This is a genomic window from Gordonia zhaorongruii, assembly GCF_007559005.1.
In the GTDB taxonomy this organism is placed as follows: Bacteria; Actinomycetota; Actinomycetes; order Mycobacteriales; family Mycobacteriaceae; genus Gordonia; species Gordonia zhaorongruii.
In genome coordinates this window covers 2,064,080-2,090,857 of record NZ_CP041763.1, presented here as the reverse complement: position 1 = coordinate 2,090,857, position 26,778 = coordinate 2,064,080, and the positions used below count along the sequence as shown (strand labels likewise).

25 protein-coding genes are annotated in these 26,778 nt (G+C 66.4%); 12 read left to right on the top strand and 13 right to left on the bottom strand.

Features of this window, described 5'->3' with window-relative positions; all coding sequences use genetic code 11:
• Positions 1-26 precede the first annotated feature (26 nt).
• Both FO044_RS09675 and FO044_RS09670 read left to right on the top strand, forming a co-directional pair.
• A complete protein-coding gene (locus FO044_RS09675) occupies positions 27-524 on the top strand; it encodes a cold-shock protein (protein ID WP_132991680.1) in 498 nt (165 codons plus the stop codon).
• Between the two features lie 37 nt (positions 525-561).
• Entirely contained in the window at positions 562-1,827 is a 1,266-nt protein-coding gene (locus tag FO044_RS09670) for a deoxyguanosinetriphosphate triphosphohydrolase (protein ID WP_143965544.1), read from the top strand.
• Between the two features lie 63 nt (positions 1,828-1,890).
• Here FO044_RS09670 and FO044_RS09665 read toward each other — a convergent pair whose 3' ends face one another.
• From FO044_RS09665 to FO044_RS09655, 3 genes are all read right to left on the bottom strand, one after another.
• On the bottom strand, positions 1,891-2,427 hold the full coding sequence (locus tag FO044_RS09665; RefSeq protein ID WP_132991678.1) for a hypothetical protein: 537 nt from the start codon (positions 2,425-2,427) through the stop codon (positions 1,891-1,893).
• A gap of 204 nt (positions 2,428-2,631) precedes the next feature.
• Complete coding sequence (gene poxB, locus FO044_RS09660) at positions 2,632-4,365, bottom strand: ubiquinone-dependent pyruvate dehydrogenase (RefSeq protein WP_143965543.1); 1,734 nt, start codon at positions 4,363-4,365, stop codon at positions 2,632-2,634.
• Positions 4,366-4,496: 131 nt separating this feature from the next.
• Positions 4,497-5,201, bottom strand: a complete 705-nt coding sequence (locus tag FO044_RS09655; protein ID WP_143965542.1) for a DUF6319 family protein — start codon at positions 5,199-5,201, stop codon at positions 4,497-4,499.
• A gap of 175 nt (positions 5,202-5,376) precedes the next feature.
• On the opposite strand from FO044_RS09655, the gene FO044_RS09650 reads away from it, so the two are divergent.
• Positions 5,377-5,862: a PPOX class F420-dependent oxidoreductase gene (locus FO044_RS09650; RefSeq protein ID WP_143965541.1), complete on the top strand. Its 486-nt coding sequence runs from the start codon at positions 5,377-5,379 to the stop codon at positions 5,860-5,862.
• A gap of 187 nt (positions 5,863-6,049) precedes the next feature.
• Here FO044_RS09650 and FO044_RS15235 read toward each other — a convergent pair whose 3' ends face one another.
• On the bottom strand, positions 6,050-6,295 hold the full coding sequence (locus FO044_RS15235) for a hypothetical protein (protein WP_342353734.1): 246 nt from the start codon (positions 6,293-6,295) through the stop codon (positions 6,050-6,052).
• Between the two features lie 111 nt (positions 6,296-6,406).
• On the opposite strand from FO044_RS15235, the gene FO044_RS15230 reads away from it, so the two are divergent.
• The 3 genes from FO044_RS15230 to FO044_RS09635 all read left to right on the top strand — a co-directional run bounded on the left by FO044_RS15230 (position 6,407) and on the right by FO044_RS09635 (position 8,940).
• Positions 6,407-6,928, top strand: coding sequence for a dioxygenase family protein (locus FO044_RS15230; RefSeq protein ID WP_342353733.1), 522 nt, complete (start codon positions 6,407-6,409; stop codon positions 6,926-6,928).
• Positions 6,929-6,965: 37 nt separating this feature from the next.
• Positions 6,966-7,472: an O-acetyl-ADP-ribose deacetylase gene (locus FO044_RS09640; protein ID WP_143965540.1), complete on the top strand. Its 507-nt coding sequence runs from the start codon at positions 6,966-6,968 to the stop codon at positions 7,470-7,472.
• Positions 7,473-7,557: 85 nt separating this feature from the next.
• Positions 7,558-8,940, top strand: a complete 1,383-nt coding sequence (locus tag FO044_RS09635) for a GDSL-type esterase/lipase family protein (RefSeq protein WP_143965539.1) — start codon at positions 7,558-7,560, stop codon at positions 8,938-8,940.
• Positions 8,941-8,956: 16 nt separating this feature from the next.
• Here the strand turns inward: FO044_RS09635 and FO044_RS09630 are convergent, their stop codons facing one another.
• Positions 8,957-9,598 carry a hypothetical protein gene (locus FO044_RS09630; RefSeq protein WP_143965538.1) on the bottom strand — a complete coding sequence of 214 codons (642 nt, stop codon included), beginning with the start codon at positions 9,596-9,598 and terminating at the stop codon, positions 8,957-8,959.
• A gap of 96 nt (positions 9,599-9,694) precedes the next feature.
• Between FO044_RS09630 and FO044_RS09625 the strand changes: the two genes are divergently transcribed.
• Entirely contained in the window at positions 9,695-10,336 is a 642-nt protein-coding gene (locus FO044_RS09625; RefSeq protein WP_143965537.1) for an IMPACT family protein, read from the top strand.
• A 17-nt stretch (positions 10,337-10,353) separates the two neighbouring features.
• On the opposite strand, the gene FO044_RS09620 is transcribed toward FO044_RS09625, so the two are convergent.
• From FO044_RS09620 to FO044_RS09600, 5 genes are all read right to left on the bottom strand, one after another.
• The gene (locus tag FO044_RS09620; RefSeq protein WP_143965536.1) at positions 10,354-10,980 is read right to left on the bottom strand and encodes a DUF2461 domain-containing protein; all 627 of its coding nucleotides are present in this window, start codon (positions 10,978-10,980) and stop codon (positions 10,354-10,356) included.
• 292 nt (positions 10,981-11,272) lie between these two features.
• The gene (locus FO044_RS09615; protein WP_143965535.1) at positions 11,273-14,683 is read right to left on the bottom strand and encodes an ATP-binding protein; all 3,411 of its coding nucleotides are present in this window, start codon (positions 14,681-14,683) and stop codon (positions 11,273-11,275) included.
• Complete coding sequence (locus FO044_RS09610) at positions 14,680-15,279, bottom strand: DUF4194 domain-containing protein (RefSeq protein ID WP_143965534.1); 600 nt, start codon at positions 15,277-15,279, stop codon at positions 14,680-14,682. The genes FO044_RS09615 and FO044_RS09610 overlap by 4 nt, the downstream gene beginning before the upstream one ends.
• Positions 15,276-16,793: a DUF3375 domain-containing protein gene (locus FO044_RS09605; RefSeq protein WP_143965533.1), complete on the bottom strand. Its 1,518-nt coding sequence runs from the start codon at positions 16,791-16,793 to the stop codon at positions 15,276-15,278. Before FO044_RS09605 ends, FO044_RS09610 begins: the two co-directional genes overlap by 4 nt.
• Positions 16,794-16,934: 141 nt before the next feature.
• Positions 16,935-17,288, bottom strand: a complete 354-nt coding sequence (locus FO044_RS09600) for a VOC family protein (protein ID WP_132991665.1) — start codon at positions 17,286-17,288, stop codon at positions 16,935-16,937.
• A gap of 180 nt (positions 17,289-17,468) precedes the next feature.
• Here FO044_RS09600 and glsA point away from each other — a divergent pair, with 180 nt between their 5' ends.
• Together glsA and FO044_RS09590 are read left to right on the top strand one after the other, a co-directional pair.
• On the top strand, positions 17,469-18,488 hold the full coding sequence (gene glsA, locus FO044_RS09595) for a glutaminase A (protein WP_143965532.1): 1,020 nt from the start codon (positions 17,469-17,471) through the stop codon (positions 18,486-18,488).
• Positions 18,489-18,577: 89 nt separating this feature from the next.
• Complete coding sequence (locus FO044_RS09590; RefSeq protein WP_143965531.1) at positions 18,578-19,222, top strand: PepSY domain-containing protein; 645 nt, start codon at positions 18,578-18,580, stop codon at positions 19,220-19,222.
• 81 nt (positions 19,223-19,303) lie between these two features.
• Here FO044_RS09590 and FO044_RS09585 read toward each other — a convergent pair whose 3' ends face one another.
• Entirely contained in the window at positions 19,304-20,131 is an 828-nt protein-coding gene (locus FO044_RS09585) for a S1 family peptidase (RefSeq protein ID WP_244945735.1), read from the bottom strand.
• A gap of 79 nt (positions 20,132-20,210) precedes the next feature.
• Between FO044_RS09585 and FO044_RS09580 the strand changes: the two genes are divergently transcribed.
• Positions 20,211-21,584 carry an FAD-binding oxidoreductase gene (locus tag FO044_RS09580; RefSeq protein ID WP_143965529.1) on the top strand — a complete coding sequence of 458 codons (1,374 nt, stop codon included), beginning with the start codon at positions 20,211-20,213 and terminating at the stop codon, positions 21,582-21,584.
• A gap of 11 nt (positions 21,585-21,595) precedes the next feature.
• Here FO044_RS09580 and FO044_RS09575 read toward each other — a convergent pair whose 3' ends face one another.
• Entirely contained in the window at positions 21,596-22,426 is an 831-nt protein-coding gene (locus FO044_RS09575; protein ID WP_132991660.1) for an alpha/beta fold hydrolase, read from the bottom strand.
• A 300-nt stretch (positions 22,427-22,726) separates the two neighbouring features.
• On the opposite strand from FO044_RS09575, the gene FO044_RS09570 reads away from it, so the two are divergent.
• Positions 22,727-25,804, top strand: coding sequence for a hypothetical protein (locus tag FO044_RS09570; protein ID WP_143965528.1), 3,078 nt, complete (start codon positions 22,727-22,729; stop codon positions 25,802-25,804).
• A 26-nt stretch (positions 25,805-25,830) separates the two neighbouring features.
• Here FO044_RS09570 and FO044_RS09565 read toward each other — a convergent pair whose 3' ends face one another.
• Positions 25,831-26,307: a DUF4262 domain-containing protein gene (locus tag FO044_RS09565; protein ID WP_132991658.1), complete on the bottom strand. Its 477-nt coding sequence runs from the start codon at positions 26,305-26,307 to the stop codon at positions 25,831-25,833.
• Between the two features lie 204 nt (positions 26,308-26,511).
• Between FO044_RS09565 and FO044_RS09560 the strand changes: the two genes are divergently transcribed.
• Positions 26,512-26,691, top strand: coding sequence for a YegP family protein (locus FO044_RS09560; RefSeq protein ID WP_132991657.1), 180 nt, complete (start codon positions 26,512-26,514; stop codon positions 26,689-26,691).
• Positions 26,692-26,778 lie beyond the last annotated feature (87 nt).

Below are 26,778 nucleotides of genomic sequence, written 5' to 3'. Positions count from 1 at the left end.
GTGGACGGCTCTCAGAGAGTGAGTTTGTGGTGGCTAGCGGAAAAGTTGTGCATTTCGATTCGAACCGTGGGTTCGGTTTCCTCGCGCCGGAAGGCGGCGGGGATGACGTGTTCCTGCACATCAACGACATCAGCATCGACGAGAACCTGCTGCGTCCGGGCGCGGTCGTGGAGTTCGACGTCGAGAGCACCGACCGTGGCTCCAAGGCCACGAATGTGAACGTCACCGAGGAGGCTCCTCCGGGTGGCGACCCTGCTGCCGAGCGCGGCTTCCGTCGCGAAGAGCGTGGCGGACACCGCGACCGCGGCGATCGCCGTGAGCGTCCGGACCGCCACGACCGCCGTGACGACCGTCGCGATGACCGCGGCCCCCGTCGCCCGGCGCGTAGCGCAGGCGGCCCGCTGTCGAACGAGATCACCGAACTGCTGCTCGATTCGTCGCCCGACCTGACGGCACGTCAGATCACGTCGATCCGTTCGCGGATTCTCGACCTGGCCGCTGCGCGTGGGTGGTCGAACGATTAATTCCGCTTCATCTGATCGGTTCGCGGCAGATCCGTCGATGGCGGCCTACGACGCGCACGACCTGGAACGGATGGTCGCCGAGTCGCCGAAGCTGGCGGACACCGACGATCCCGCCACCGATCATCGGAGCGACTTCTCCCGCGATCGCGCCCGCGTGCTGCACTCTGCGGCATTGCGGCGCCTCGCGGATAAGACGCAGGTCGTCGGCCCGAGAGAGGGCGATAACCCGCGTACGCGTCTGACCCATTCGCTGGAAGTGGGCCAGATCGGTCGCGGCATCGCGGTCGGTCTGGGCTGCGACCCCGACCTCGTCGAGCTGGCGGGCCTCGCGCACGACATCGGGCACCCACCGTACGGACACAACGGTGAACGGGCGCTCGAGGAGGTCGCGCGCGAGCGTGGTGGTTTCGAGGGCAATGCGCAGAATCTGCGCATCCTCACCTCACTCGAACCGAAGACGCTGTGGCCGGATGGGGAGAGCGCCGGCTTGAATCTGACGCGCGCATCGCTGGATGCGGCGTTGAAGTACCCGTGGTCGCGGAAGTCCCCGGGCAGCAAGTACGGCGCGTACGTCGAGGACGAGGCCGCGCTCGACTGGGTGCGGAGCGGAGCTCCGGAGGGTCGCCGGTGCCTCGAGGCACAGGTGATGGATTGGTCCGATGACGTCGCCTACTCGGTGCACGACCTTGAGGACGGTGTGATCGGCGGCCGAATCGATCTGCGCCAGTTGGGTTCTCGTGCCGATCAGACCGAACTAGCCGAACTCGGCATCCACTACTTCAAGGGACTCGACCCGGAGCCTCTCGTGGACGCCGCACAGCGGTTGTCGGAGATGAAGATCTTCGCGTCTCTCGGGGAGTACGACGGGTCGCTGGACGCGTCCGTGCGGTTGAAGCGGCTCACGTCCGAGCTCATCGGACGCTTCGCCTCCACCGCGATCACGTCCACCCGCGCGGCAGTGGGGGACCGGCCGGTGCGCCGCTATCAGGCCGACCTGACGGTGCCCGACGATGTGGCCGCCGAAGTCGCGGTCCTCAAGACCGTCGCACTCCGGTTCATCTTCTCCAACCCGCGGCACCGGGCCCGGCAGGACCGGCAGCGCGAGCGCATTCACCGGGTCGCCGAGATGCTGCTCGTCACCGCGCCGGGCGGGCTCGACCCGTTCTTCGCGACGCGGTGGAACCGAGCAGACGATGATGACGTGCGGATGCGGGTGATCGTTGACCAGATCGCGTCCATGACGGAAGGCCGGCTGGAGCGGCTCGACAAGTCGAGCGCCGAGGTGCAGGCGCACCTCGGCTGACACTCCTTCCTGATTTCGCTTGTCCCGCTGTAGACCGGGTTGACGAGCCGGGAGGTCGGCAAGTCAATAGGTCGTAGTCTCGACGACTTGCGTCACGTGTGCGGTGATCTCAGATTCGCTGGTATCGACCTGCGCAGACAGGCTGCTGTCGATGAGCATGTCGTTCCCAGTTAGCGTGAATTTCTCGAAGACGGTGTCGGTGGTGCCCGAAACCTCGAACAGCACTTTGAAACTCCGTCCGTCCAAGACACTCAATGAAGACATGAAAGTGGGCGTCACTGAGAATGTCACGTTACATCCGGCCGAGCCGAAGCAGCGCTTCTCTTCAACGAGGACGCTGAGGATGAAGTCGTCGGGAGTGACCGGTGTGGGAGACGTACTAGTTGTGGCCGACCCCGTGTATGCGGCGGGCTCGGCGGTAGCAGTGGAGACTCCGGGAGCATCGGAGCCGTTTGCCCCGATGAAATATCCGCCGGTCCCGCCGGCGAGTGCCACGACGCTGGCGACGACCGCGGCGACGAGAAAGCGTCGGGCGCCTGGCCCCCGCTTCTGGGGAGGGTGCGAGTCTGGTTGTGAGTCGGGATACTGGGTCGGAAACATCGGACTGGTCCGTTCTGCGTGAAATAGTTGGTTCACTGAACGTATGTCCGGCCTCCGACAGAACTACCGAGAAATATGTGGATCCACCTGGTGTTTCTGTTCTGAGTGGTTCGAAGAGGCCAGGTCGGTGTAGCGGCGTTCACCCGAACGCATGAACTTGCGTCAATGCGCGCAGTCTCACTCCAGGTGATAATTCGTCGCCCCTCAGAACAACCGCTTGAACAGATTCGTCTCGGCGAGATCCAGCAGTTCGTCGCCCTTACCCGACATGACGGTGCGCAGGGCGTAGAGGGCGAACCCCTTGGCCTGCGCGGCCGTGATGGTCGGCGGGATGGACAGCTCCTGCCGCGTGGTGACGACGTCGAGCAGTGCCGGGCCGTCGTGCGCCAGGAACTCGTCGACGGTGCCAGGAAGTGCATCGGATTCGGTGACGCGCCACCCGCGCATGCCGATGGCTTCGGCGACAGCTGCGAAATCCGGGTTCTGCAGTTCGGTTCCGAAGTTCACGAAGCCGGCCGCCTTCATCTCCAGCTCGACGAAGTTGAGCGACGAGTTGTTGTAGACGACCACCTTCACTGGCAGCTTCTGCTGCATCAGCGTGAGGAGCTCGCCGAACAGCATGGCCAGACCGCCGTCGCCGGAGAGAGCGATCACCTGCCGACCGGGGCAGGCCGACGCCACCCCGATGCCCTGCGGAAGCGCGTTGGCCATGGAGCCGTGGCTGAACGATCCGATCATCCGGCGTTTGCCGTTCATGGTCACGTAGCGGGCCGCCCACACGGCGGGGGAGCCGACATCGGGGATGAAGACGGCGTCGTCGGAAGCGGCGTCGGAGATCAGCTTCGTCAAGTACTGCGGGTGAATGGGGTCGCCTACGTCGGACGGCGAGGCGAGCTCGTCGAGCTCCTTGCGGTTGCGCTTGTAGTGCTTGACCGACTTCTCCAGGTGCCCGTCGTCGCGCCCGGCATCGATCAATTGGGTGATCAGCGGAAGCGTGTCGGCTGCGGATCCGACGAGCGCGGTATCGACGCGGGTGCGGCGCCCGATCTGGCTGCCGCGGATGTCGAGCTGGATGGTGTGCGCATCGGACGGCAGGAACTGCTGGTACGGGAAATCCGTGCCCACCATGAAAAGCGTGTCGCAGTGCTCGATGGCGCGGTAGCCGGACGAGAAGCCGATCAATCCGGTGAGGCCGACGTCGAACGGGTTGTCGTATTCGACGAACTCCTTGCCGCGCAACGCATGCACGATCGGCGCCTGCAGTTTGTCGGCCAATGCGATCAGTTCGTCGTGCGCGCCCTGGACGCCCGCGCCCGCGAGGATGGTGACGCTCTTCGACTCGTTGAGACGGGCGGCCGCCAGTCGGATCGACTCCTGCCTGGGTCGGATCATGGTGTCGGCGGCGCGGATCCGCGAGACCTTGTCGGGCCGGTCGATGGTGGCGAGGAACAGTTCGCCGGGGATCACCAGGACCGAGACACCGCTCTGCTCGACGGCGGTGCGGATGGCGATGTCGAGCACGTACGGCAGCTGGTCGACGGTGTTGATGGTCTCGCAGTACGAGCTGCATTCGGAGAAGATGCCCTCGGGGTGGGTCTCCTGGAAGTAGTTGGTGCCGACGAGAGATCCGGGTATCTGGGCGGCGATCGCGAGGACGGGCACCCGAGACCGATGTGCGTCGTACAGACCGTTCACCAGGTGGAGGTTGCCTGGTCCGCAGCTGCCCGCGCAGACGGCGAGCTGGCCGGTCATCGCGGCCTCGGCGGAGGTGGCGAACGCTGCCGCCTCCTCGTGCCGGACGTGTTGCCAGGTGACGCTGTCGTGATCCCGCAGTACGTCGGTGAAGCCGTTGAGTGAGTCGCCGGGGATGCCGTAAACCCGTTTGACTCCGGCGGCTTCGACGGTGTCGACGATGAGATCGGCAACGGTGTAGCTCATGCGTTCCCCTAGCGTGACTCGGGTCTGGCTGACAGTGCCCAGGGTAGACCCGCGTCGCTATCGAGGACGGGACTCGGCGCTATCGCCGAATCCGCAATTGGTAACCCAACCGGACTGATCCGGTGAGCCGTTCAGTCGGTGCTGTCGAGCACTGCCAGGGCCTGCCGGGCCGCTTCGAGTTCCCGGCTGAGTTCGTCTACGCGGCGTTTGGCGTCCTCGCGCGCCGCACTCATCACCGAGGCCACCGCATCGTGCGCGATGGTGTCGCCGAGTTCGCGCATGGCGGCGTCGACGGCCTCGGGCGCCACGGCTCGGGCGCGCGGCGGTTTAGTGGTGCCACGGGTCATGGCGACGAACCATTCGTTATCTGCGGAGCCGTAGACGGTGACGCTCACGGACTTCGCGGTTCTGGTCGATGTGCGTTTGACGGTGGGTCTGCGAGGGGCGACGGTTGGTGCGGCCTCGGCGGGCTCGGGCGCACCAGTACGCGGAGCAGTTGTCGCGGAACTCTTCTTAGCTGCCGGCTTCTTGGGAGCTGCCGGCTTCTTCGGCGCAGGCTTCCTAGCCGCGGGTTTCGGGGGAGCGTTCTTGGTGATCCGCAGTTCGTCGGCCTCGTAGGGAAGTTCGTCGTCGACACCGCGCGGCTTCACGGTCACAGCAGTGCCGGCTACCGACAGGACGCGGGCCGAACTGCCGGCCTCCAAGCCGAGACCAGGCACTGCTTCTCGCAGGTACACCGTCGCTCGTCGTCCCTCTGCGACGGCGGCGGTCAGGCGGGCGAGGTCGTCGGCGGTGAGCGACGGGGTCGCGGATTGCGAGCGGCGGCGCGGTGGCATGGCGGGATCTCCTCGTGAATGGATGCGCTACCAACATCCCACATGCATCCGACATCGGGGCGGATGCAGGGTGGGCCGGGCAGCCGATCAGGGCAGCGGACGCCGATCACCTCAAGTCGGCTGTCACGGGTCGATACCGCTGCCACGGTGTCGATACCTCAGTACCGTCGAACCCATGGCACGCAGCATCGCAACCAACACTGATGTCGACCGCAACGACCTCCTCGACTTCGTCCGGCCCCGTCACCAGATGATTCTCACGACCACCCGGCGCGACGGCTCGCCGCAGATGTCACCGGTGACGGCGGGCGTCGACAACGACGGTCGGATCGTCATCGCGACGTACCCGGGCCGTGCGAAGACGGCCAATGCCAAGCGTGCGCCGCACGTCAGCCTGCTGGTCCTGTCCGAGAAGTTCAACGCCGCGTGGGTTCAGGTCGACGGCACCGCGGAGGTCCTCGACATGCCCGAGTCGGAGGACGCGCTGGTCGACTACTTTCGCAGTATCTCGGGCGAGCACCCGGACTGGGACGAGTACCGCGCGGCGATGCGGTTGCAGAACAAGTCGCTGATCCGCGTGACGCCGACCCGTTGGGGACCGATCGCGACAGGCGGATTCCCGGAAGAAGTGGCTGAGCGCCTGGATGCTGCCGACGGGTAGCCACTCCCAGCGCACTCACAGCGAACAGGCAGCTTGCGACCGGTCTGCGCTGCGATAGTCGACGCATGACACCCCATACAGGACCCAGACGCGGCCCGATAGGCCGCTGGCCGGCGGTAGAGCAGACTCCCGACGGTCCCGCCTACGAAGGACGACTGCTCCACCACGCCGCCGATGAGATCGTCGATCAGGGAGCGTCCTTCGACATCCAGACACTGGTCACCAGGCGCAACGTCCTTGCGCTGTTCGGCGTCGGGACCACTACTGCATTGCTGGCCGCGTGCTCGCGGGATTCGGGAGAAGGCGCGTCGGGTGGGTCGTCGGCCGATTCTGCGGCCGGTGAGATTCCGGACGAGACAGCGGGGCCGTACCCGGGCGACGGATCGAACGGTCCGGACGTGCTGCACCGCGCGGGCATCGTGCGAAGGGACATTCGATCGAGCATCGGAGGGGGCGCCACCGCCGAAGGCGTGCCACTGACCTTCACCCTGAACGTCACCGACATCGCCGGCGGGAGCAGCCGTTCCAGAACGTCGCCGTCTACGTGTGGCACTGCAATGCGAAGGGCGAGTACTCGCTGTACTCCGAGGGCATCGAGAACGAGACCTATCTGCGTGGCGTACAGGTCGCCGACGAGGACGGCGCCGTCACGTTCACCTCGATCGTCCCCGCCTGCTATCCGGGCCGCTGGCCGCACGTTCATTTCGAGGTCTACCCCGACGTCGGGTCGATCACCGACCACACCGAGGCCATCGCCACCTCGCAGCTCGCGCTCCCGAAGGCGATGTGCGACGTCGTCTACAAGCGCTCGGAGTACGGGGGCTCGGCGAAGAACCTGGCGCGCATCACGCTGGCGACCGACAACGTGTTCGGTGATGACAATGGGAAGTCTCAGGTCGCGAAGGTGATGGGCAACGCGGTCTCTGGATACACGGCGACGCTGCCGGTGCGCGTTGATACGAGGACGAAGCCGGAGGCCGACGCAGGAGGCGGCCCAGGTGGACCCGGCGGAAAGGGCGGTCCGCCTCCCGGCCCGCCGAGCGGTGGTATCCCGCCCGCCCGGTGACCTGGTGCGTGCCGATTGTCGGTGACAGACTCAGGTCATGCCTGCCATCACGGTCGTTCACGGTGACATCACTGCGCTCGACGTCGACGCGATCGTCAACGCTGCGAGCCGCGCGATGCGCGGTGGCGGGGGAGTCGACGGCGCGATCCACCGGGCCGGAGGATCGGAGATCCTGCGGGACTGCATCGAACGATTCCCGGACGGACTCGACACGGGCGACGCCGGATTCACGACTGCTGGGAACATGCCGGCGCAGTATGTGATCCACACGGTCGGCCCCAATCATGCGGCCGGGCAGCGGGATCGGGGTCTGCTCGAAAGCTGCTATCGGCGGAGCCTGGAGGTGGCCGATCTGCTCGGTGCGGGGACTGTCGCGTTTCCGTTGATCAGTGCCGGTGTCTACGGGTGGCCGCGCGGGGATGCGATCGCGGCCGCGATCGACAGTGTCGCAGCCTCCGAGGCGGAGGTTCGCGAGGTCATGTTGGTGGCATTCGACGACCGCACCGCGGACGAGATGCGCGACTATCTGCGGCGTGCATCGTGACTGAGCGGATGTCGTCTCGACCCCGGCGTCTCGCACGGGTGATGACTGACTGCGGACTGTCCGACGACCATGTCATGCTCGGCCCATGCTGAAGCGGGTCGTCAACGTCGTTGTGATGCTCGTGGTGGCGGCCATCGCGATCGCGACCTCGTTGTGGCTCACCCCGATGCAGTCGGCTGATGCGGTCGGGCAGACCGTCCGTGTGGGCGCGGCGGCGCCGTCAGCCTCCTTCAGCGGACCTGGTGAGGTCGACTTGTTCGGTGAGCGTCTGCCCACCGCGATCGACTTCCCCGGGCCGGTTCGGCCGCGACTCGAACTGACCGACCTACGTCTGTCCGAGCAGTTGACGGATCTGATCGGACCCGGCAGCCAGGACCCCGCCCGTCAGGACTCCGCCCGTCAGGATGCGCAGAACGAATTGCGGGACGCACTGGTCAGCGGCTGGCGGAACTATCTGATCATCCAGGTGCTCATCGTGATCGGGGTGTCGCTGGTGCTGATGGGCGCGGTGGCCGGGTGGCAGCGGCGCTCCGTCCGCGCATCCGTCGCGATGGTGTCGGTCGGAGTGCTGCTCGCCGTAGCACTGAACGTCGGCGCCGTTCTCGCGACCGCCTTCTCCGCAGCCGACCAATTGCGGGGGATCACCTCGCTGGCATCGCTGCTCGGCGCTGCACCCATCACGGAGTCGGGGCCGCAGACGACGCCGGCAGTGACATCGGGCAAGGTGGTGGTCATCGGTGACTCGACGGCTGCCGGTATCGGCAATCCGCCGCTGCGAGATGCCACTCCGGACGACACCGCCTGCGAGCGGACCAGTGGGGCGTTCCCGGTTGCCCTCGGCAGGGCATCGGACTGGCAGATCACGAATCTGGCGTGCAGCAGTGCGACCCTTCGTGCCGGTCTCCTCGGCGAGCAGAATCGGGGCGACACAGTGCTTCCGCCGCAGTTGTCAGCGGCGCTGGAGGCGGGCCCGAGCGCACTGATCATCAGCGTCGGCGCCAATGATGTCGGCTGGTCGCACATGGTCGGCGCGTGTGCTGCGCTCCCGGACTGCGGCGGTGCCGCGGGCGACGCCTACTTCCACCAGCGGATCGAATCCTTCGCGCGGGACTACCTGGTGTTGCTGATGCGGCTGCGGTCACTGCCGGATCCGCCGACGGTGATCATCAACCAGTACTACGATCCGCTGCCGGGCGACACTCAGTGCGTTCGAGATCTGGGAATCACGGAGGAGAAGGTCGACCTTCTGCGCGGCTGGCTCGGTTCCCTGAACACAGTTCTCGCCGAGGGCGCCGAGGCAGCGTCGTTCCACACGGCGAAGCCGTCCTTCGATGGCCATGGACTCTGCTCGCCGGAGCCTTTCGTGCAGGGTATGGACGGGAATGCCCCGCTGCACCCGACGACTGCCGGTGGGTTGGCGATCGCGATCGCTGATCAGGCTGCGCTGATCGAGGCGGGGGTGCGGTGAGGCCGGACTGAGTGACTCAGGGAATACTCGGTTTAGGCGCAGTCTGAAGTCGCCGGCTTCGTAGGGCGGTGGACCGCCGGTATCCGCTGTGCGTAACCAAGACCTCATCGATCGCTTCCAGAAGTGATCCGCGTGCTCGCTCAAGTGCTGCGAGCCCAGCCGCGACCTCGGGATCATTTGAGGGGGGACGACGTGCCGCAACCAGATCGTCGAGAGCATCGAGTTCGAGGGCGAAATCGGCCGCCGCATCCATGATGTCGGCGACGTCTGCGCTCACCGCCAGAAACGATGCCCATCGGGCCATCGCGATACTGATCGAGTCACGCTCACGCTCGAGGGCGATCGCGATCGCATCCGGATCTGAGAGCAGATGCTCGTCCTGAAGAGCAGTGCCCTCGGGGCCCGCAGGCGCGATCCGTCGCCGCAGGTCGCCCAATGCGAGCAGCGTGACCGGTTCCCACCGTTCGTGTGCCGACCGGGCGATCACCTTGTCGACGACGAACACCGTCAACACGAACGTGACGAGACCGGCGGCGAGACCCGACATGACGACGTACTTCTGCCACAGGTCGGTGGCCAGGTCGACCCAGAGAATCACCACCACGATGACCACCGCGAGGAATCCCGCGAGGATCCGGAGCGCCCGCATGGTTTTCATACGCACCTCACAATGACGAGTCAGTACCTGGACGTTAGCCCAGTTCCGGCCGCGGCGGCTTCAGCTGCGTCCGACTCGATCTGAAACCATGTGGAGGTGACCGAACCTCCGTACTTCACTGTTGCCGGGCCGGCCGACGCGATCGGTCAGGTCGACGTGAAGCGGTCCAGGTTCCTCGCCGTCGTGCGCCGGGTCGATACGGAGGACGCCGCCCGCGCACTACTCGCGGAGTTGCGACGCGAGCACCATGATGCGCGTCATCATTGCTCGGCGTTCATTCTCGGGCCGCGGGCAGAGACGATGCGCAGCAACGACGACGGCGAACCGTCGGGGACAGCTGGCGCGCCGATGCTCGACGTCCTACGCGGAGCCGAACTCAGTGATGTGGCGACCGTTGTCGTCCGCTGGTTCGGTGGCACACTCCTCGGCGCCGGCGGGTTGGTGCGTGCGTACGGCGATGCCGTCGCGAGCGCGCTCGAATCGGCGACGGTGATTCGGCGGGAGCAGCGGACCCTCTCGAGGGTGAGCCTTCCGCACGCGGATGCGGGTCGCGTGGAAGCCGAGCTGCGTGCCCGTGGCATAGCAGTGCTCGAGACCGAGTACGCGGCCCAGGCGACACTCCTGCTCGCGACGTCGGATCTGGCCGATGCAGAGGCAGCGGTTGCGGCCTCGACTGCTGGGTCTGCGCACGTCGAGCCGAGCGGGACTCAGTGGGTGGATGTACGCGCCGGCCGGTGACAGGGCCGAGGCAGTGCTCAGCCGTGGGCGACAGCCCAATCGACGAGCGGCGTCGCCTGACGCCAGTGTTCGCGGACCTGGTCGAGAAGCTCGGGGGAGTGGACTATGTCCTCGAAGCCGTAATCGCGGCTGACCGTGAGCGACTTGTGCCGCAGCAGCTCGATTCGCGGATGGTCCTTCGGCCAGCCTCGCGGCGCGGTCTTGAGCGTGTCGCCGCCGACTGTCCACCCGGATCTCGTGAGCTTCTGGAGGAGACGTTCGAGTTCCTTCCCATGGGCTTCGGTGTCGATGGCGGTGCGGAGTGCGGCTAGGCGGTCCGCTTCGGCGTGATAGAAGCCGGCAGCGACCATCACCCCCGGCGCACCGATCTGCACGTAGTAGCCGGTCGCCGGACCGTGCGCGAAGAACAGGCCCTGATGGGTCTTGTAGGGGGTCTTGTCCTTGGAGAATCGGACGTCGCGGTACGGGCGGAAAACCTTCGGTTCACCGAACTCACCGGAAAGGGCTTCCGCGAGATCGTTCATCGGGGCGGCGACAGATGATGTGTAGATGTGCTTGTTGGCCTCCCAGAAGGGCTTCGAAGTGTCGGCCTCGAGATCGTCGTAGAAGTCGAGGGCGGCGACTGGGAAACCGTGGAAGGGCATGGAGTCAGGGTACGGGGGTCCATTTCGGGGATCTGTCGCCGTGATTTCGACTCGCTGCGCTCGCTCAATCATCGAGGGAGGAGTGCTCGGCTATCGAGGAGCCAGGCGTGCTCTGTCATCGAGGGAGAAGTGCTCGGCTATCGAGGAGCCAGGCGTGCTCTGTCATCGAGGGACGGCTGCTCGGCTATCGAGGGGGAGGCTTCCTCGAGCAGCGGGGGGAGCTCGCTCGAGTAGCGGGGGAGCTTGCTCGAGCAGTGAGGGGGCAGCTCGCTCGAGCAGTGAAGATGGAGAGTTACGAAGGCGGCGCCACCCGCTCCTTTCTCGATTCCCGGTACTGCTCGATGGTGAGGCACTGGAGTTGGGAGTAGTTTCCGCCGCGGTTCTCGACGTAGCCGACGGCGGAGACGAAGGGCTCGATCGTGTAGATCTTCGTCAGCGGGGTGACGATGAGGAGCTGCAGGCCCAGTCGGGCGAAGAGGGAGAGGGCGTAGCGGGCGGAGTCGTCCGAGCCCCGGCCGAACGCCTCGTCGATGACGACGAAGCGGAAGTCGCGGGACATGGTGGCGCCCCACTTCAGGTCGAACTGGTACGCCAGTGACGCCGCCAGTATCGTGTACGCCAGCTTCTCCTTCTGGCCGCCCGATTTGCCGTCCGAATCGGTGTAGTTCTCGTACTCGGAATCGTCCTCGGTATGTCGCTCCGACGCGGCGAACGTCACCCAGTTGCGAACGTCGGTCACCAGTTCGGTCCAGCGACGGTCGATTTCGGCGAAACCCTCGCGGCCACGGAAGCGTTCGACGATCGCCTTGACGAGCAGGAACTTCTCCTCGGTGTACGTCTCCTCCTCGGTGCCCAGCTCCATCTCGCCATCGCTGCACCGGCGCAGATCCGCGCGGAACTCTCGGATCTCCTGTGACTGCGTCGGATTCACCTCGAGTCGGATGTACCGACCGGTGTTGTACTCGATGCCGGCGAGCGACTCGTTGATCGTGTCGATCTTCGAGTGGATCAGGTGCACTTCCTTGTTGAGTTTGGCAGCGAAGATCGCGATGTCACGGATCGCGTTCGTGTTCAGGTAGCTCTTGAACTCGTTCTCGAACCGGGGCAGATCGTCTTCGGCGAGACGGCGATGCAATTCGCGGTACTCCTGCGCCGATGCGATGTCGGCGTCCAGTTCGGTCGTGAGTACCGGGTGGTTCCGATTGAACTCCGACATCCGGTTCACCACACGGGTCTCGAACGTCCCCGCCCGGCTCGAATGCTGCTCGGCGGCATCGGTCAGTCGCTCGGCGAGCGTTGCCTCCAGTTCGGCGCACTCACCGGCCGTCAGCTCGTGGTCCGCACCGCCGCTGACCGCGCCGCGGTACTCGTCGACCGATTCGGTGATCGCATCGAAGTACGTTGCCGCATAGTCGAAGTCCGGGTCGGACATGACCTGCTGAGCCGCGCCGCGTGATCGTTCGGCTTGCGTTCGTGCCACCTCGAGGCGCGACACCTTGTCACGCAGTCCGTCACGCGTCGCATCGGTGACCGATACCTGATCACGGGTCGACGAGATCGACTCCGTCACCTCGGCGAGCTCGTCCGACGACTGCTCCAGATCGGACTTCCGTCCGGTCAGCTCGGCGATCCGCGTCGCGGCCGACATCCAATCCACGACATCGAAACTCGAGTACGAGTCCACACCCGTCAATGCATTGCGCCGGTCCATGAGTCGCTTGCGTCGGTCATCGGCTTCCTCGATCTCCGAGTCGATCCGGTTCAGATCGTCCTGTACGCGCTGACCCGCGCTGAACAGAGCGTTGACCTTCTGCTCATTGCTCCAGCCGAGCACGAAGTTCCGTTGATCGTCGACTCGCCGCGAGTCGTCCTTCTCGTGCCGCCCGCCGCCCGACCGGACCTGGCCGCTCACCGTGACCGCGTAGTCCGCCCCGCGGAACTCGTCCAAAGACTCCGCGCAGACGTGGCGAGCACGTTCGAACAGTCGTCGCTCCAACCAGGTGTAGAACGGGCCGTCCTTGATGTCGAGCTTGTGGGCGAGCGCATTACTCGGGGGAGTCGGTCCGGCGTTGGCGGACACCCGCTCGGGAACTCTGAAGTACACGAGGCGGCCACCGAGGTGATTGGCGTCGATCCAGCTCGACACCTGGTCGTACAGATCGCCGGCGACGAGCAGCGACAGTCCGAAGCCGCGCAGCACACGCTCGGCCGCACCCTCCCAACGACTCTCGTCGGCACGAATGCCGATCAGCTCGCCGACGAACGGCAGCTCGTCGTGCTCCACGCCGACGCCCTGACAGATCATCTCGCGCATCCGCAGGTTGCGATCGGGGATGTTGCTGGTGCGTTCGCGAAGGCTGGCGATCTCGCCGGCGATCCGACGTCCCTCGGCGTCGAGCTGGCGACGATCCACCACCAGTTCAGTGATCGAGTTAGCGGTGTCGGCGGTCTCGACGTCCAACTCGACGACGGCGTCGGTCGCCTCGGTGCGGCGCTGCTCGAACTGTCCGCGGTCCTCGACTGGTGCGAGTCCGGCGTCGGTGAGCAGGCGGGTGTACCGCTCGTATGCGCCAGCCCGCTCCTCGCGTTGCCGTTGCGCCTCGACGATCTGATTCTCGAGAGCCGCTATGTCGTTGCCACCCAGGCCGGCCTGACGAAACTCCAACTCACGCAGCTCGATCCGCAGATCAGCGAGATCGCGGTCGACTCCCTCGAGCTCGCTGCGAGTTGTCGACAGATCGCGGTTGTACGACTCCAACTCCGTACTCAGCAGCTCGGACCGCTGCTTCGCGAAGTACGCACGGAGGGCGCCGCGTCGCTCCTTGAATTCGGACGCCATCTCGACGTGACTCTGATACTTGTCGTGGTCGGCGAGCAACGGGGACAACTCGGTGAGCTGCCTGCGGGCCAGGACGACGGCGTCGTGCGCGGCCGTCAGGTCCTCGAAGTGCGACACCATCGTGTGCACCCAGCCGCTCGAATCGAACGGTTCGAGCATGTGATCGCGAACGAAGTCGTTCAGGTTGCCGACGGCCTTCATCGACACCGTCTGGTGGAACAGGTCCATCGCCTGCTCCGAGCGCACGGCGAGGGAGCGACGGTAGTCGCGCCCGTACTCGGGGAAGTGCTCGTGGATGCGGGTTCCGCTGTCTTTCAGGCGTTTGCGCAGCGTTCGCAGGTCGGTGCCGAAGCCGGCGAAATCGGTCGCGATGTCCAGGCCTCGATCGGTCACGGTGAAGAACCGCTCCGGCTGGCCGCTGTCGTGGCGCATCGAGAACACCTGCGCCAACGTGACGGTCTCGTCGTAGCCCTCGTTGGCGAAGACGCCCAAAATCACCGAGTAGTTCGACATCCCGCGCAAAGCCACCGGCCGCGACGAACCCGTGGCGTCGTTGCGCTCCGATCGGTAGTGGCCGAGCACGTACGACCGCAGGTCGCGCTCGCGCGATTCGCCGCCGGCAGCCTTGTTGTAGGCGACGCGGTGCGCCGGAACGAGGAGGGTGGTGAGGGCGTCGACGAGGGTCGATTTGCCCGATCCGATGTCGCCAGTCAGCAGCCCGTTCTCGCCGGCGAGGTCGAGCGTCCACACTCGCTGATCGAACGTGCCCCAGTTGAACACCTGGAACTTCTGCAGCCGGAAACCCGACCGAGCCGATTCGTTGCTCTCCAACTCGGTGGCCGCGAACAGTCCCGTCGTGGTCATCGTGCCTCCTCGCGGATGATCTCGGTGTACTCGGCGAGGTGAGCGTCCAGGTCGGCGAGCCACTGCGCGTCGACGAACGCCTTGATCACACGGCGCACCTCGAACTCGCCGTCCTGACCGGGCATGCGGCGCAGGAACCCGAGATCGGTGACGCGCCGGACCGCGGTGTCGGCTTGGTCGGTGGTGCGGGCCTCGTTGGTGGTCGCGGGGAAGAACGGGCTGAGCATCTCGCGCAACTCGTCGCCCGTGAGGACCAGACGGTTGCCTGCATCGGTGGTGTCGTGCTCGGCGAGTCGTTTGCGCATCAGGGCGAGCAGCAGCGAGGTGTGCAACGGCAGCTGATGCCGGGCAACCAATCGCGGGATCCCGAGGTCGGCGAGTTCGTCGTCCGACTTCGAGCGCAGAAACGCGTACCCCTCAGCCTCGTCGATCACCACCTGCAGGCCGATGGTCGCCACGTGGTCGCTGACCTGCGCAGCCAGCCCGACGACGTGCTGCCACGTCGTCTCGGCTGCGTCGCGATAGACGACGCCCCTCATCAGCGACGTGACCGCCAGGGACAGGTTCAGCTCGTCGCGGGGCACGGCGCGGCTCATGGGCCCTCCTGCTCGGTCGGTGGCACGGTGGTGGACGGTGCGGTGGTGGACGGTACGGTGGCAGATGGTGCCGGGGTCGATACTGCGCGGGTGAAGATGACACGCGGTACGCGGGCGGTGCGCCCGGTGCCCGTCTCGTCGGTCCACGACACGGCCTCCTCGGCCTTCTCGTCGAACACCTTCGCGAAACTCTCGTCGGTCAAAGACAGGTAGGTGACCAGCTCGGCCAGTCCTTGCTGCAGCGGAGCGCCGGCGACGACTTCGGCGAGCGTCACCTGGTCCCGCCCGCGCAGAACCTTGCGGACGCCGTCGATGAGCGGCGCTGGATCGACGTGGATCTGTTCGAACAACGCATCCGAATCACCGTCCGACTCGCCCTCTTCGACGTCGTCGCTCGAAACCTCGACGGTTGCCGTCCTCCGGTAGAGAGGGCGCTCCATCGGCAGGTTCACCGTCGGCGTGGGCGAATCGATCCCGTGTCCGAACTCGGCGGCCGGTAGATCGCGCACCGTGTACGCCGAAGCCTCGATGTTGCGGAGCAGGTCCATGACCCGACGGTTCTCCAGCCAGGCCTGGTCGTCCAGGAATCGGCGCAGCTGTTCGGAGAGTCGGCGAACCGTCTCCTGCGCGCGCGTGCCCGCGTCGAGCCAGTCGTGGTGGATGTTGGTGAGGCGGCTGTCGGTGTCGGCGACGTCGTCGAGGGCTTGTGCTTCGCGGACCAGTCGGTCGAGTTCGTCGAGACGGTCAGCGGACAACAGCAGGTCGTAGAAGGCCTGGAAGCTTCGTCCCTGGTCTGAGTCGCTGATGAGGGTGCGACTGCCGACGATCTCGTCCAGCAGTTCGCCCTTGGTGCCGCGCCAGGTGGCGATGCGTTGACGCATCTGGCGGTCCAGCATGCGGAAGTTGCCCTCCACTTCGCGGAAGTCCGAGAGCAATGCCCGGGCGACATCGCCGAACTGCTGGTAGCGGTCCCGGCGGCGCGACGCGTCGAGCACGCTGACCTCGCCCCGTTCGACAGCTTGGATCTCCGCATCGATCTCGGACCGGCGCCGACGCAGCTCGGCGAGTCGGACCTCGGGATCGGTGTTGGTTCCGTAGACGATCTGACGCAGTAGGTCGAAGACCGTGTTCAACCGCGACTCGGTGCCCACGAAGCTGCGGTCCTGCAGTGATCGCACCCATGCGACGGCCCGCTCGACGGCCGGTGTCGCATCGTAGTGGGGCTCGTCGCTCTCGACGACGTAGTACTTGCGCAGCCAGGCCGTATCGGGCGCCGACCATTCGTCCAGGTAGGCCTTCGGGGGGCGGGGGTAGGAGCCGTCGCCGAGTTTGGCGTTCAGCGTGTGAAGTTCGTCGTCGAGAAGACTGACCAGCTCGGACTCCGAGATCTCACGAATGTTGTCGTCGACGAACACCCGGCCGAGGAACGACAGCACCAGCGGGGCGTTGTCGGCCCGCAGCAGCCGCCACGCGGCGCTCGTGGTCCGCACCGCGACGATCTCGTCGAATTGCATCGAGTCAGGGTATCGAGTGGGATGCGGTGTCCAGACCGAGGGCGGCAGTGAATGCTCGGAGGAGTGGTACCGCACGGGGGCGGCATTGCTCTATAGGCCGATGGTGCTCCTGTGCGGTACCACTCAGACGACGAGTGCGACCTATTCGCGGTGCTGGACGATATTCAGCAGGGTTCCGTCGGGCGCGCGGACGAAGAACCGGCGGACGCCCCACTCCTCGGTGGTGAGCGGATAGACGATCTCGTAGCCGAGTCCTTGCGCTTCGGCGTAGGCCGCGTCGACGTCGTCGGCGTGTACGGACATGGCCGAATCGGCTGGAGCCGTCTTGTCGCCGGTGACGAGCTGGACATGCGCGCCGGAGTCCGGGTCGGTGAAACGTGCGACCCAGCCCAGGTTGAACTCCTCGGTGCTCAGACCGAGGAACTCGGTGTAGAAGGTGCGAGCCGATGCGATGTCGTCGACGGGGATGTTCGTGCTGATCTTCTTGGCTCGCATCGGGGGTCGCTTTCAGGTTCGAAGGGTGTGGCTTCAGAGTGCGCCGGTGATGGATCGGGGTCAATGGCGCAGGTGCTCGCGACACCCGCGGCCGGCGAGGTGATGGCGGAGAGCCGACACTCGATCGGGCGCGGGGCAGGCAGTATGGAGAAGGCACAGAATGCAGGGGGAAGGGGACACATGATCCAGACTGATCTGAGCGATGTTCCGCAGCGGGTATCGACGGGCGATCTGCCGTCGCTGAGCCGCGTAGGCCAGTTGATCACCGACGCACACGAGCGATACGCGAGCAACGACGACGGGATCGTCGCTGACTACATTCCGGCTCTCGCGGAAGCGGATCCGTCGTGGTTCGGGATCTCCCTGGTCGGAGTCAACGGCAGCAGGCATGCGGTCGGCGATGTCGATGTCGCGTTCTCCGTCCAGTCCATCTCGAAGGCGTTCATGTTCGCGCTGATGTGCGAGCGATACGGGCGTGAGGAGTTGGTCGCGCGAATCGGGGTCAACAACACCGGGCTGCCGTTCGATTCGGTGATGGCGGTAGAGCTCAACGACGGCCGGCCGCTCAACCCGATGGTCAACGCGGGCGCCATCGGCACGACCGCCCTGGTGCCGGGCGAGAACATCGACGAGCGGTGGACCATCGTGCGCGAGGGGCTGTCGGCGTTCGCTGGGCGGCCGTTGGAGATGAGCGAGGAGGTCTACGAGTCGGAGACGCGGACCAATGACCGCAACCGGGCGATCGCCCGGCTGGTCTACAGCTACGGACGGATGGCGGTGGATCCGGCGGAGGCCGTCGAGGTGTACACGCGGCAGTGCTCGCTGATGGTGACCGCCGACGACCTCGCAGTGATGGGCGCGACTCTCGCCGACGGCGGCGTCAACCCGATCACCGGCCAGCGAGTCGTCTCCAATGAGGCGAGCAGCGACACTCTCGCCGTGATGGCGTCGTGCGGCATGTACGAACGCTCGGGCGAGTGGCTGTTCGAGATCGGCACGCCGGCCAAGTCGGGCGTCTCCGGCGGCATCGTCTCCATCGCGCCGGGTAAGGGCGCGACCGGACTGTTCTCCCCGCGACTCGATTTCGCCGGCAACAGCGTTCGCGGCCAGCACGCCGCCGCCTACATCTCGTGCGCGCTCGGATTCAACATGTTCGCATCGTCGCCGCATGCGCGGGAGAAGTCCTCACTGGCGCATTGAACCGGTGCATTGAGCTGGTTCGTTGAGCGTATGCACTGGGACGACGCTTCCCACTGCCGGGTTCAGGAACTATCGGTACCTTAGGTGGTATGACGAACCGGACCGTACCGAGAATCGCCGCAGTCGGCGCCGCCTTCGCCCTCACCGTCCCGCTCGCAGCGTGCGGCGACGACCCCGAGCCGGCGCCGGCCAGCACCGTCACCGAGACCGCGCCTGCCGGATCGCAGACACCCGAGCGGGGATCGCCGAGCGCTCCGACTTCGCCGTCGGGGGCCGACGACCAGTCTGGTGTCCTGATGGTGCCCATCGACTGGCGCGACGCCGTCAACAAGGCGAAGGCCGAGGCGGACGGGGAGGTGTCGGACCTGACGCTCGACCGCGAGGGCGACCGGTACGTGTACGACGTCGAACTGTCTGCGGGCAATCAGGAGCGCGAAGTCCACGTGGACGCGCAGACCGGTGAAGTGGTTCAGCGCGACGGGGACGGTGATGACGACGATGACGACGACCGTAACGAGACGTTCGACGTTGGCACCCTCAAGACGCCGGAGGATGCGCAGAAGGTCGCACTGGAGAGGGTCCCCGGACGAGTCACCGAGTGGAGCCTCGATCGCGATGATGACGACGACGGCGACCGCACCACCTACACGATCGACATCTCGGCGAACGGCGACGACGACCGGGAGGTCGAGGTGGATGCCGTGACGGGCAACGTCATCGAAGTCGACGACTGATCAGCAGCTGGTACGAACGACGAAGGGCCACTCCGAACGGAGTGGCCCTTCGTCATGTCGTCGGTGCGTACCGGGCAACGGTCAGATCGGGCGGAACCCGTTTCCCGGGGTGTCGACGCGGTTGAGCGTCTTGAGGATGTCGGTCATCTTGGTGGCGATCATCGGGCTGTGCAGCGGGACGTTCCGGTTGGTGCATGCGATCGACGGCGTGCCCGGGCCTGCGACGCGCAGTGCGCCGTTCAGCATTCCGACGACGCGACCGCGCGAGATGATCGGGCCGCCCGAGTCGCCGTGGTTGGAGCACACGTAGTTGAGCGTCGCGTCGCCCTGGAACAGCAGCGTCGGTCCACAGGTGAAGCCGGTCGACCGGCCCTGCTTGCACACGTTCGAGTGCGGACGCGGGTACGAGCCCACCTTGTAGATGCGGGCCTTGCCCACCTGGCGGACAGGGCGGACCCGTGCCTGGTCGAGGTTGATCACGGCGACGTCCATGCGCGGGCTGGCTGCCATGACACGGCCGATGACGCCGGCCTTCGGGGTGCGTTCGGACGTCACCGGTGCGCCGAGCGGGCCGCAGTGGCCGGCTGTGAGGCCGACGAGCTGCCCGGTGCGATCGTGACCGACCGTCGTCATAGTGCATCGTGCGTTGCCGTTGAGAACGATTCCCGAGCCGCCTCCGACTGTGGCTCGGGGAGCTGCTTCGGCGGCCTGAGCAGGCACGAGCGCTGCCATGCCGGCGAGGGTCGCCATCACGACCAGGGCGCGTTTGAGCTTCTTCACTTCGCGAGACTCCATTCCGTCCGCCACGGTTGTCGCTGCGCGGTCGGCTGGAATCGGCAACGGTTTCAGCGAGAGTGGCGACGCCCCCACGTCCAGCCCGGTTGCCAGCCTGGCGCGTGTGGGATTCAACCACAGATTCAGCTCACCTTTGGAACTTGGGTGCAAGCCGGCTCACACCCGGGTCGTCGTGCGCATTAGGGTGACCGGCATGAGTTCTGCACCGGATTTATCGTCGCTGACCACTGCACTGCCGGACGGGATGGTCGTCACCGATCCGGACATTCTAGGCGGATACCGACAGGACCGGGCATTCGATCCCGCGGCCGGAACGCCGCTCGCACTCGTGCGCCCGACTACCACCGAGCAGGTGCAGACTACGGTCCGTTGGTGCGCCGAGCACCAGGTTCCGATCATCACGCGCGGGTTGGGGACGAGCCTGTCCGGTGGGTCGACCGCCGTCGACGGCGCGATCACGTTGTCGACGGAGAAGATGCGCGAGCTGTCCATCGATACCGCGACGCGGACCGCCGTCGCTCAGCCCGGCCTGGTCAACGCCGAGGTGAAGGCAGCGGCGAAGGAGAACGGGCTCTGGTACCCGCCCGATCCGTCGTCGTTCGAGATCTGCTCCATCGGCGGCAATGTCGCCACCAACGCCGGCGGACTCTGCTGCGTCAAGTACGGCGTCACCACCGACTACGTCCTGGGCCTGCAGGTGGTGCTCGCCGACGGACGCGCGGTGCGAGTGGGTGGCAAGCAGCTCAAGGATTCCGCCGGGCTGCCGCTCACCAAACTGTTCGTCGGGAGCGAGGGGCTGCTCGGCATCGTCACCGAGGTGACGCTCCGGCTTCTGCCGCCGCAGGCGCCCGCCTGCACTGTCGTCGGATCGTTCCCGAACGTGCGCGCGGCCAGCGAGGCGGTGCTCGCAGTCACGTCGCAGATCCGTCCGGCGATGCTCGAGTTCATGGATTCGGCGTCTATCAACGCCGTCGAGGACATGCTCAAGATGGGGCTGGACCGGAGCGCCGGGGCGTTGCTCGTCGCGCAGTCCGATGCGCCGGGCCCGGCCGGAGCCGCAGAGGTGGCGATCATCGAAGAGGCATTCTCCGCGTGTGGAGGCGTCGACGTGTTCTCCACTTCCGACCCGGTCGAATCCGAAGCGTTCACCACGGCCCGGCGCATGGCGATACCGGCCGTCGAACGGATCGGATCGTTACTCCTGGAGGATGTCGGGGTTCCGCTTCCGTCCTTGCCTGCTCTGATCGACGGAGTCGAGGCGATCGCGACGGCGAACGACGTCACGATCGCGGTCATCGCACACGCGGGCGACGGCAACACGCATCCGCTGATCGTGCACGACCCGAACGACGCCGACGAGACGGCGCGTGCCAACCAGGCGTTCGGCGAGATCATGACTCTGGCGATCGAACTCGGCGGCACCATCACCGGCGAACACGGCGTCGGTCGCCTCAAGAAGGACTTCCTCCGTGACCAGGTGGGCGACGACGTGATGGAACTGACGAGCATCATCAAGAACGCCCTCGACCCCGAGGGGCTGCTCAATCCAGGAGTGCTGCTGTCATAGCGGAGGGCGACTCAGGACCGTGCGATCCGCGCCAGGATGATCTCGGCCAACTCCGCTGGACGGTGGTCGGGAATCCAGTGCGAGACGCCCTCCATGACCTCCAGGCGGTAGTCGGCGCGCACGTAGTCCTTCGCCAATTCGGCTCCGCAGCGATCGAGGGCGGAGTCGCAGTCGCTCCACACGTGTGTCGTGGGCACGCGGACGCGGCGCTGGAGATCCTTCGGTCCGCTGAGGAACATGGCGCGGTACCAGTTGAGCCCGCCGGTCAGTGCACCCGATTCGAGGACCTCGCGACGCACCACCTCGGTTTCGGTGCGGGTCATGCCGGTGCGGGTCAGCATCCCGGCGAAGCCGTCGGGGCGACCTGTCGCGGCCCGTTCGGGCAGCCACGGGATCTGGAACACGAACATGTACCAGGACCGTAGGATCTGCTTGCTGCGCATCATGGACTCGAGGAACGCGCCGGGGTGCGGAACCGAGACCGACGTCAGCGACCGGACGAGATCCGGGTGTGCGGCGGCCACCGACCAGGCGACCGCGGCGCCCCAATCGTGGCCCACCAGGTGCACCTTGCCGGCACCGAGCTGATCGATCAGTTCGACGACGTCGCCGACGAGTGCGCTCATCCGGTAACTCCGGCGACCGCGTGGGCGCGCGCCGGGGGAGTAGCCGCGCTGGGTCGGTGCCACGGTGCGAAAACCATTGTCGGTGAGAACCTTCGACACTTTCGACCACGAGGTCGCCGTCTGCGGGAAACCGTGGAGCAGAACCACCACGTCACCGTCGGCGGGGCCGGAATCGACGACGTCGAAGGTGAGACCATCATGCGAGAACCGGTCCATCCGAGCCCTTTCGTCGGTCGCCCCGCGACGGCTGAGCGCCGGTCCCGGTCACTTTCGCTCATCTGTGAGTCTGGCAGAGATGAGGCCGCCGGGGTCCGGTGTTGAGGGCACGGATCCGACGTCCGCGTGAGGCTTCCCACAGACGCGCCGAGCGGGCTCGAATCGTCGGCCACTCGGCGGGTACCTTGTGTCCTTGCCTCGGTCGGTTCGCGGCAGTCCGTCGGCCGATCGAATCGAGACACGACGGTGCCGGGAATCCTCGACACCGACCCAGATAAAAGGTGTGGTGAAACAGCGCGCATGACCGGCTCGGCGACTCTGCAGGACAACGAGATCGACACCTGTATCAGCGCCAGGTTGGGCGGCGTCGACCTGCTCGTCGAAGCGAACCCCACCCGCGACGAACTAACCCGGGCGCAGCAGAGGTTCGGCGCAGTGGTGGGCGAGCTCCCCGCAGGTGCACACCTCGCCGTGATCTCCCGCAATCCGGCGCTCACGATCGCGGCGCTCGTCTGGCACGCCGCACTCCGTGAGGATGCGGCAACCGACTTCTGGGCGGGATTCGCCGACGCGGCGGGTATCGATCGTGACCCGGCGCTCGAAGCAGCCGTCACCGACTTCGCAGGGGACATGCTGACCGCTACCGGTCTCCGCGACGTCGAAGCCTTGCGCAGTCCGAACGCGGGTGCACCGAACCTGCTGCCGCTCCTGGAACTTCACGCCGGGCTGCCCGACCACGCGGTCGGGACGCTCATCGACGTCATCGAACGGCACGTGGCGGCGGGACGAGAACCCTCGGGGACCGCTGTACTGGACTATCTGACCGAGCCGGGTTTCGAGCACCGCCAGGCGCAACTGCCGGGCGCCTTCCGGGCGCTCCTCGACCATGCGCCCGACGTCGCGGTGACGATCCTCGCGCGACTGTGCGCTGCGCTCGTCGCCAGTGTGGCGCAGCCGGTCACGTGGTCTCCGCACGCGATGCGCCCCTCGAACACCGATCTTCCGCCGACGATTCTCGACACGCTGATCGCCCGACTGGAACGGGCCTCGTTCCTCGACGGCAACGACGGCGCCGTCGAACTGTGCACCGGACGATCGCCGGTCCTGCGCTACGACGCAGCCGAAGGCACCCTCAACGTGGTCGTGCCGGCGGGGGACGAGGCCGCCACCTGGCGCGCGTGGGCCGGCGATGCACCCGAGCAGGTCACGGTCGGCGCCGGTGAAGCGGCGCTGGTGCCGGTGACCTCGGCTCTGCGCGAATGCGTCCTGGTCAACCTCGATAGCGGTGCTCGGCGCTCCCTGCCGGTGCTGGTGCCCGGCGACCCGGTAGTGCTCTTCGCTCCGGACGGTCGCAGCATGTCGCGGCACCGGACACTGCCCCCGGGCGAGGTCCTTGCGCTGGTGCCGAATGACGCGCAGTTCACCGGATCTCAGGGCCGCGCAGTCACCGTCGTGGACAGTGAGGCCGGACCGTGGGACGGCTGGCTGCTGTGCACCCTCGACCTCGCCGGGCACCGCGAATTCACCGTGACGCGCGACGGCCGTGCCGGGCAGACGCGACGCGTGCGGCCCATCGAGTCGCCCAGCATCGAACTGCCCGACGCACTGCCGGGAATCACCACACGCGAGGGAGACCCGGTGTTCGGCGAACGGCCGCTCGTCGACCTCCCCGCGCATGCGGGCGACGATGTCAAAGAATGGCGTGTTCGAGTCCGGCGGGCAGGCGACCTCGAGTGGATGGTCGACTGCCCGTGGGCTTCCGCCGACTACATCACCTCCGCCGACCCGTTCGACGGAATCTATGAACCCCTTCTGGGGCGATACGTGATCGCCGTCAGCGACTCGTACGGATTGGATCTGCGCCGCGTTGCAGTCGTCGTGGAGGGCCTCGATGCCGCTCACGACCCGGCCGTTCGTCTCCCTTCCGAAGAAGGGCTCGCGGAATCGGTGACCACCTTCACCGTCGATGCGGACGCTGCCGAGGCCGGGCTGGCAGTCGACGCCGACGAGGTCGAGTTCGGGCCCGGCGACGCGGAGCGTCCAACCGGAGTGACCGTCGGTGACCAGTCACTGCGGCTGGTGGTGCGGCCGCCGCACGCGCTGGTGCGCATCGAACGCCCCGGTGCCCCCGCGGCGTGGCAGACCAGCCTGGCCGTGATAGATGTCGCTGCTGCCGACCACCGCCGCATCGCCGTGTACGTGCCGGGTGCGGTCGATGCGTCGTTCGCGTTACTCGACGCCGACCTCGACATCGTCCGCGAGTGGGATGCCGAGGAACGTTCAGGAGCCGAGTTCGCGCTCTCGACCCGGAGCATCGTCGACGCGTCCCGGCGGCTGACCGACGGCACCCTCGTCGCGCTCATCGCCGACGAGGAGGGTGAGACCGAGGAGGCACCCGTGGCGACGATCGTGCGCGACGCGCCGTCGGTCCCGGCGGGGGAGCCCAGCGCAGACACGACCGTCGGGCCGCTGACCGCTGAGTGGATGCGGCTCGATGCCGTCCTGGCAGCCGAGGCGGGCACCGGCGATGACGACACCGTTGACACCCTCGAGGCGGCCGCATCCGCGCCGGCCGACGAGATCCTCGCGGCTGACCCGACGGCCTCGCTGATCGCTCTCGGCGACAGCCCCGTCGCACCTGCACGCATCCCCGCGATGCTTATCCGATCCGGCCTCGGCGAGCAGCCGTTCGTGATGCCCGACGGCGACTGGTCCTTTCACCCGAACCCCTACATCGGATGCACCCTCGCGACCGCCGCCATCGTCGACCCGTCGCACACCGACCACGACGAGATCCAGGCCTACCTGACTGGTTTCGGCGGCGACGAACTGCTGCGACTGCTCGCGACGGGACGCATGAGTGATCCTCGCACCGGCGTCTTCGACCGCAACGTCCTGGCCGTCGACTCGATGAGTCGCGAACAAGTCGACATGCTGTTCGAGCACTTCCGACTCGTGCCAGGTCCGGTCCTGGACCTCGACATGCGCACCAGTGCCACCATCGACGCTTTCCACCAGAGGGCCGACTGGATGGCGCACCCGGTGAGTCTCGAAGCGTCGCGCCACGTGAACACGATGCTGCGCGACGTCCGCCGGTCGTCGCCTCAGATGTACGACCTGATCGCGGCCCGCAACGAGGCGCTCGACCGGGTCGACACCGGCAGTAACCCGTGGATGCTGCTGTCGATGCAGTCGATGACCTTCGCAGCCATCGCGCGACTCCAGGCGTACGGCCAGCTCAAGAAGGGTGAACTGACCGACGAGGGCCGCGCGATGTGGGCGGTTATCGCCGACTACTTCCCCGGCATGGTGGCTGCAGATCTGCTGATCGCCAATGCGGTCGCCGTCCGGGCCGGGGCGCTCGCCGCCCAGGCCTGAGCGGCGAGCCAGCGCGCTCCCGGCCGCTACGCTGCCGTCGTCGCGACCCCGAGCAGTGGCTGCTCGTCAGGTGCCAGCGAATAGCCGCGGTCCCAGGGCAGGCGACCGTTGGAATCCGTCCACACCAGCTGGGCGGCTTGGAACGACTGACCGAACAGCATGGCCGTGACCTTCAGCTGCGACGCGTCGATCACGTCGATCATCGCGAAGTCGAATCCGCGTGCGGACTGCAAGTCCGACAACGTGGTGGGCGGGCGCAGACCCGGTGCCGCAACTATGCGAGCGGCCGCCTCGTTGAGAAGGGGACCTGCGTACTCGGGCTCGATCCCGGTGATGACGAGTTCCGGTCGGCCGAGTTCGGTGAGACCGCTCGTGTACGCGATGGGAGGCTCCGCTTCGTCGCCGTACACCCCGGTGACGGCCCAGGATCCGCGCGCGATCAACGAGAGGGCGTTACCGATCAGATCGTCGGATCCGCTGCATCGAGAGTCGAATTCACACATGGCTACTCCTTCGGTTCGGGCGGATGCCTCGCCTGGCTGTGACGATCCATTCGCTCGTATGTTCGATGTAGCGCTAACGATAGGGCGGAGGTCCGACAGAATCCGACAAGTGCCGCCCGAGATGCAGGAGCACCTGATTCGTTGCACGATCGAAGTGGAGTTCGCAGAGTGCGGATTCCTCATCTGACTAAGGAGGAAGGTCCCATGGCAGGAACCTTCAAGATCAAGAAGAACGCAGGCGGCAAGTACTACTTCTCACTGATCGCCGGGAACGGCGAGATCGTCGCCACCGGGCAGCCGTACGCGTCCAAAGAAGGCGCCATCAAGGGGACCGAGGCCGTGCAACGGGCTTCCGACGGTGCCAAGGTCGTCGAAGAGGACTGAATAAGGGGTACGCGTTCCTGCCGGGCCGGGACCTCCGACGACCTGCAACGGTCGCGGCGGTGCGTCCCGTGCCGGGAGGGCGCCGCG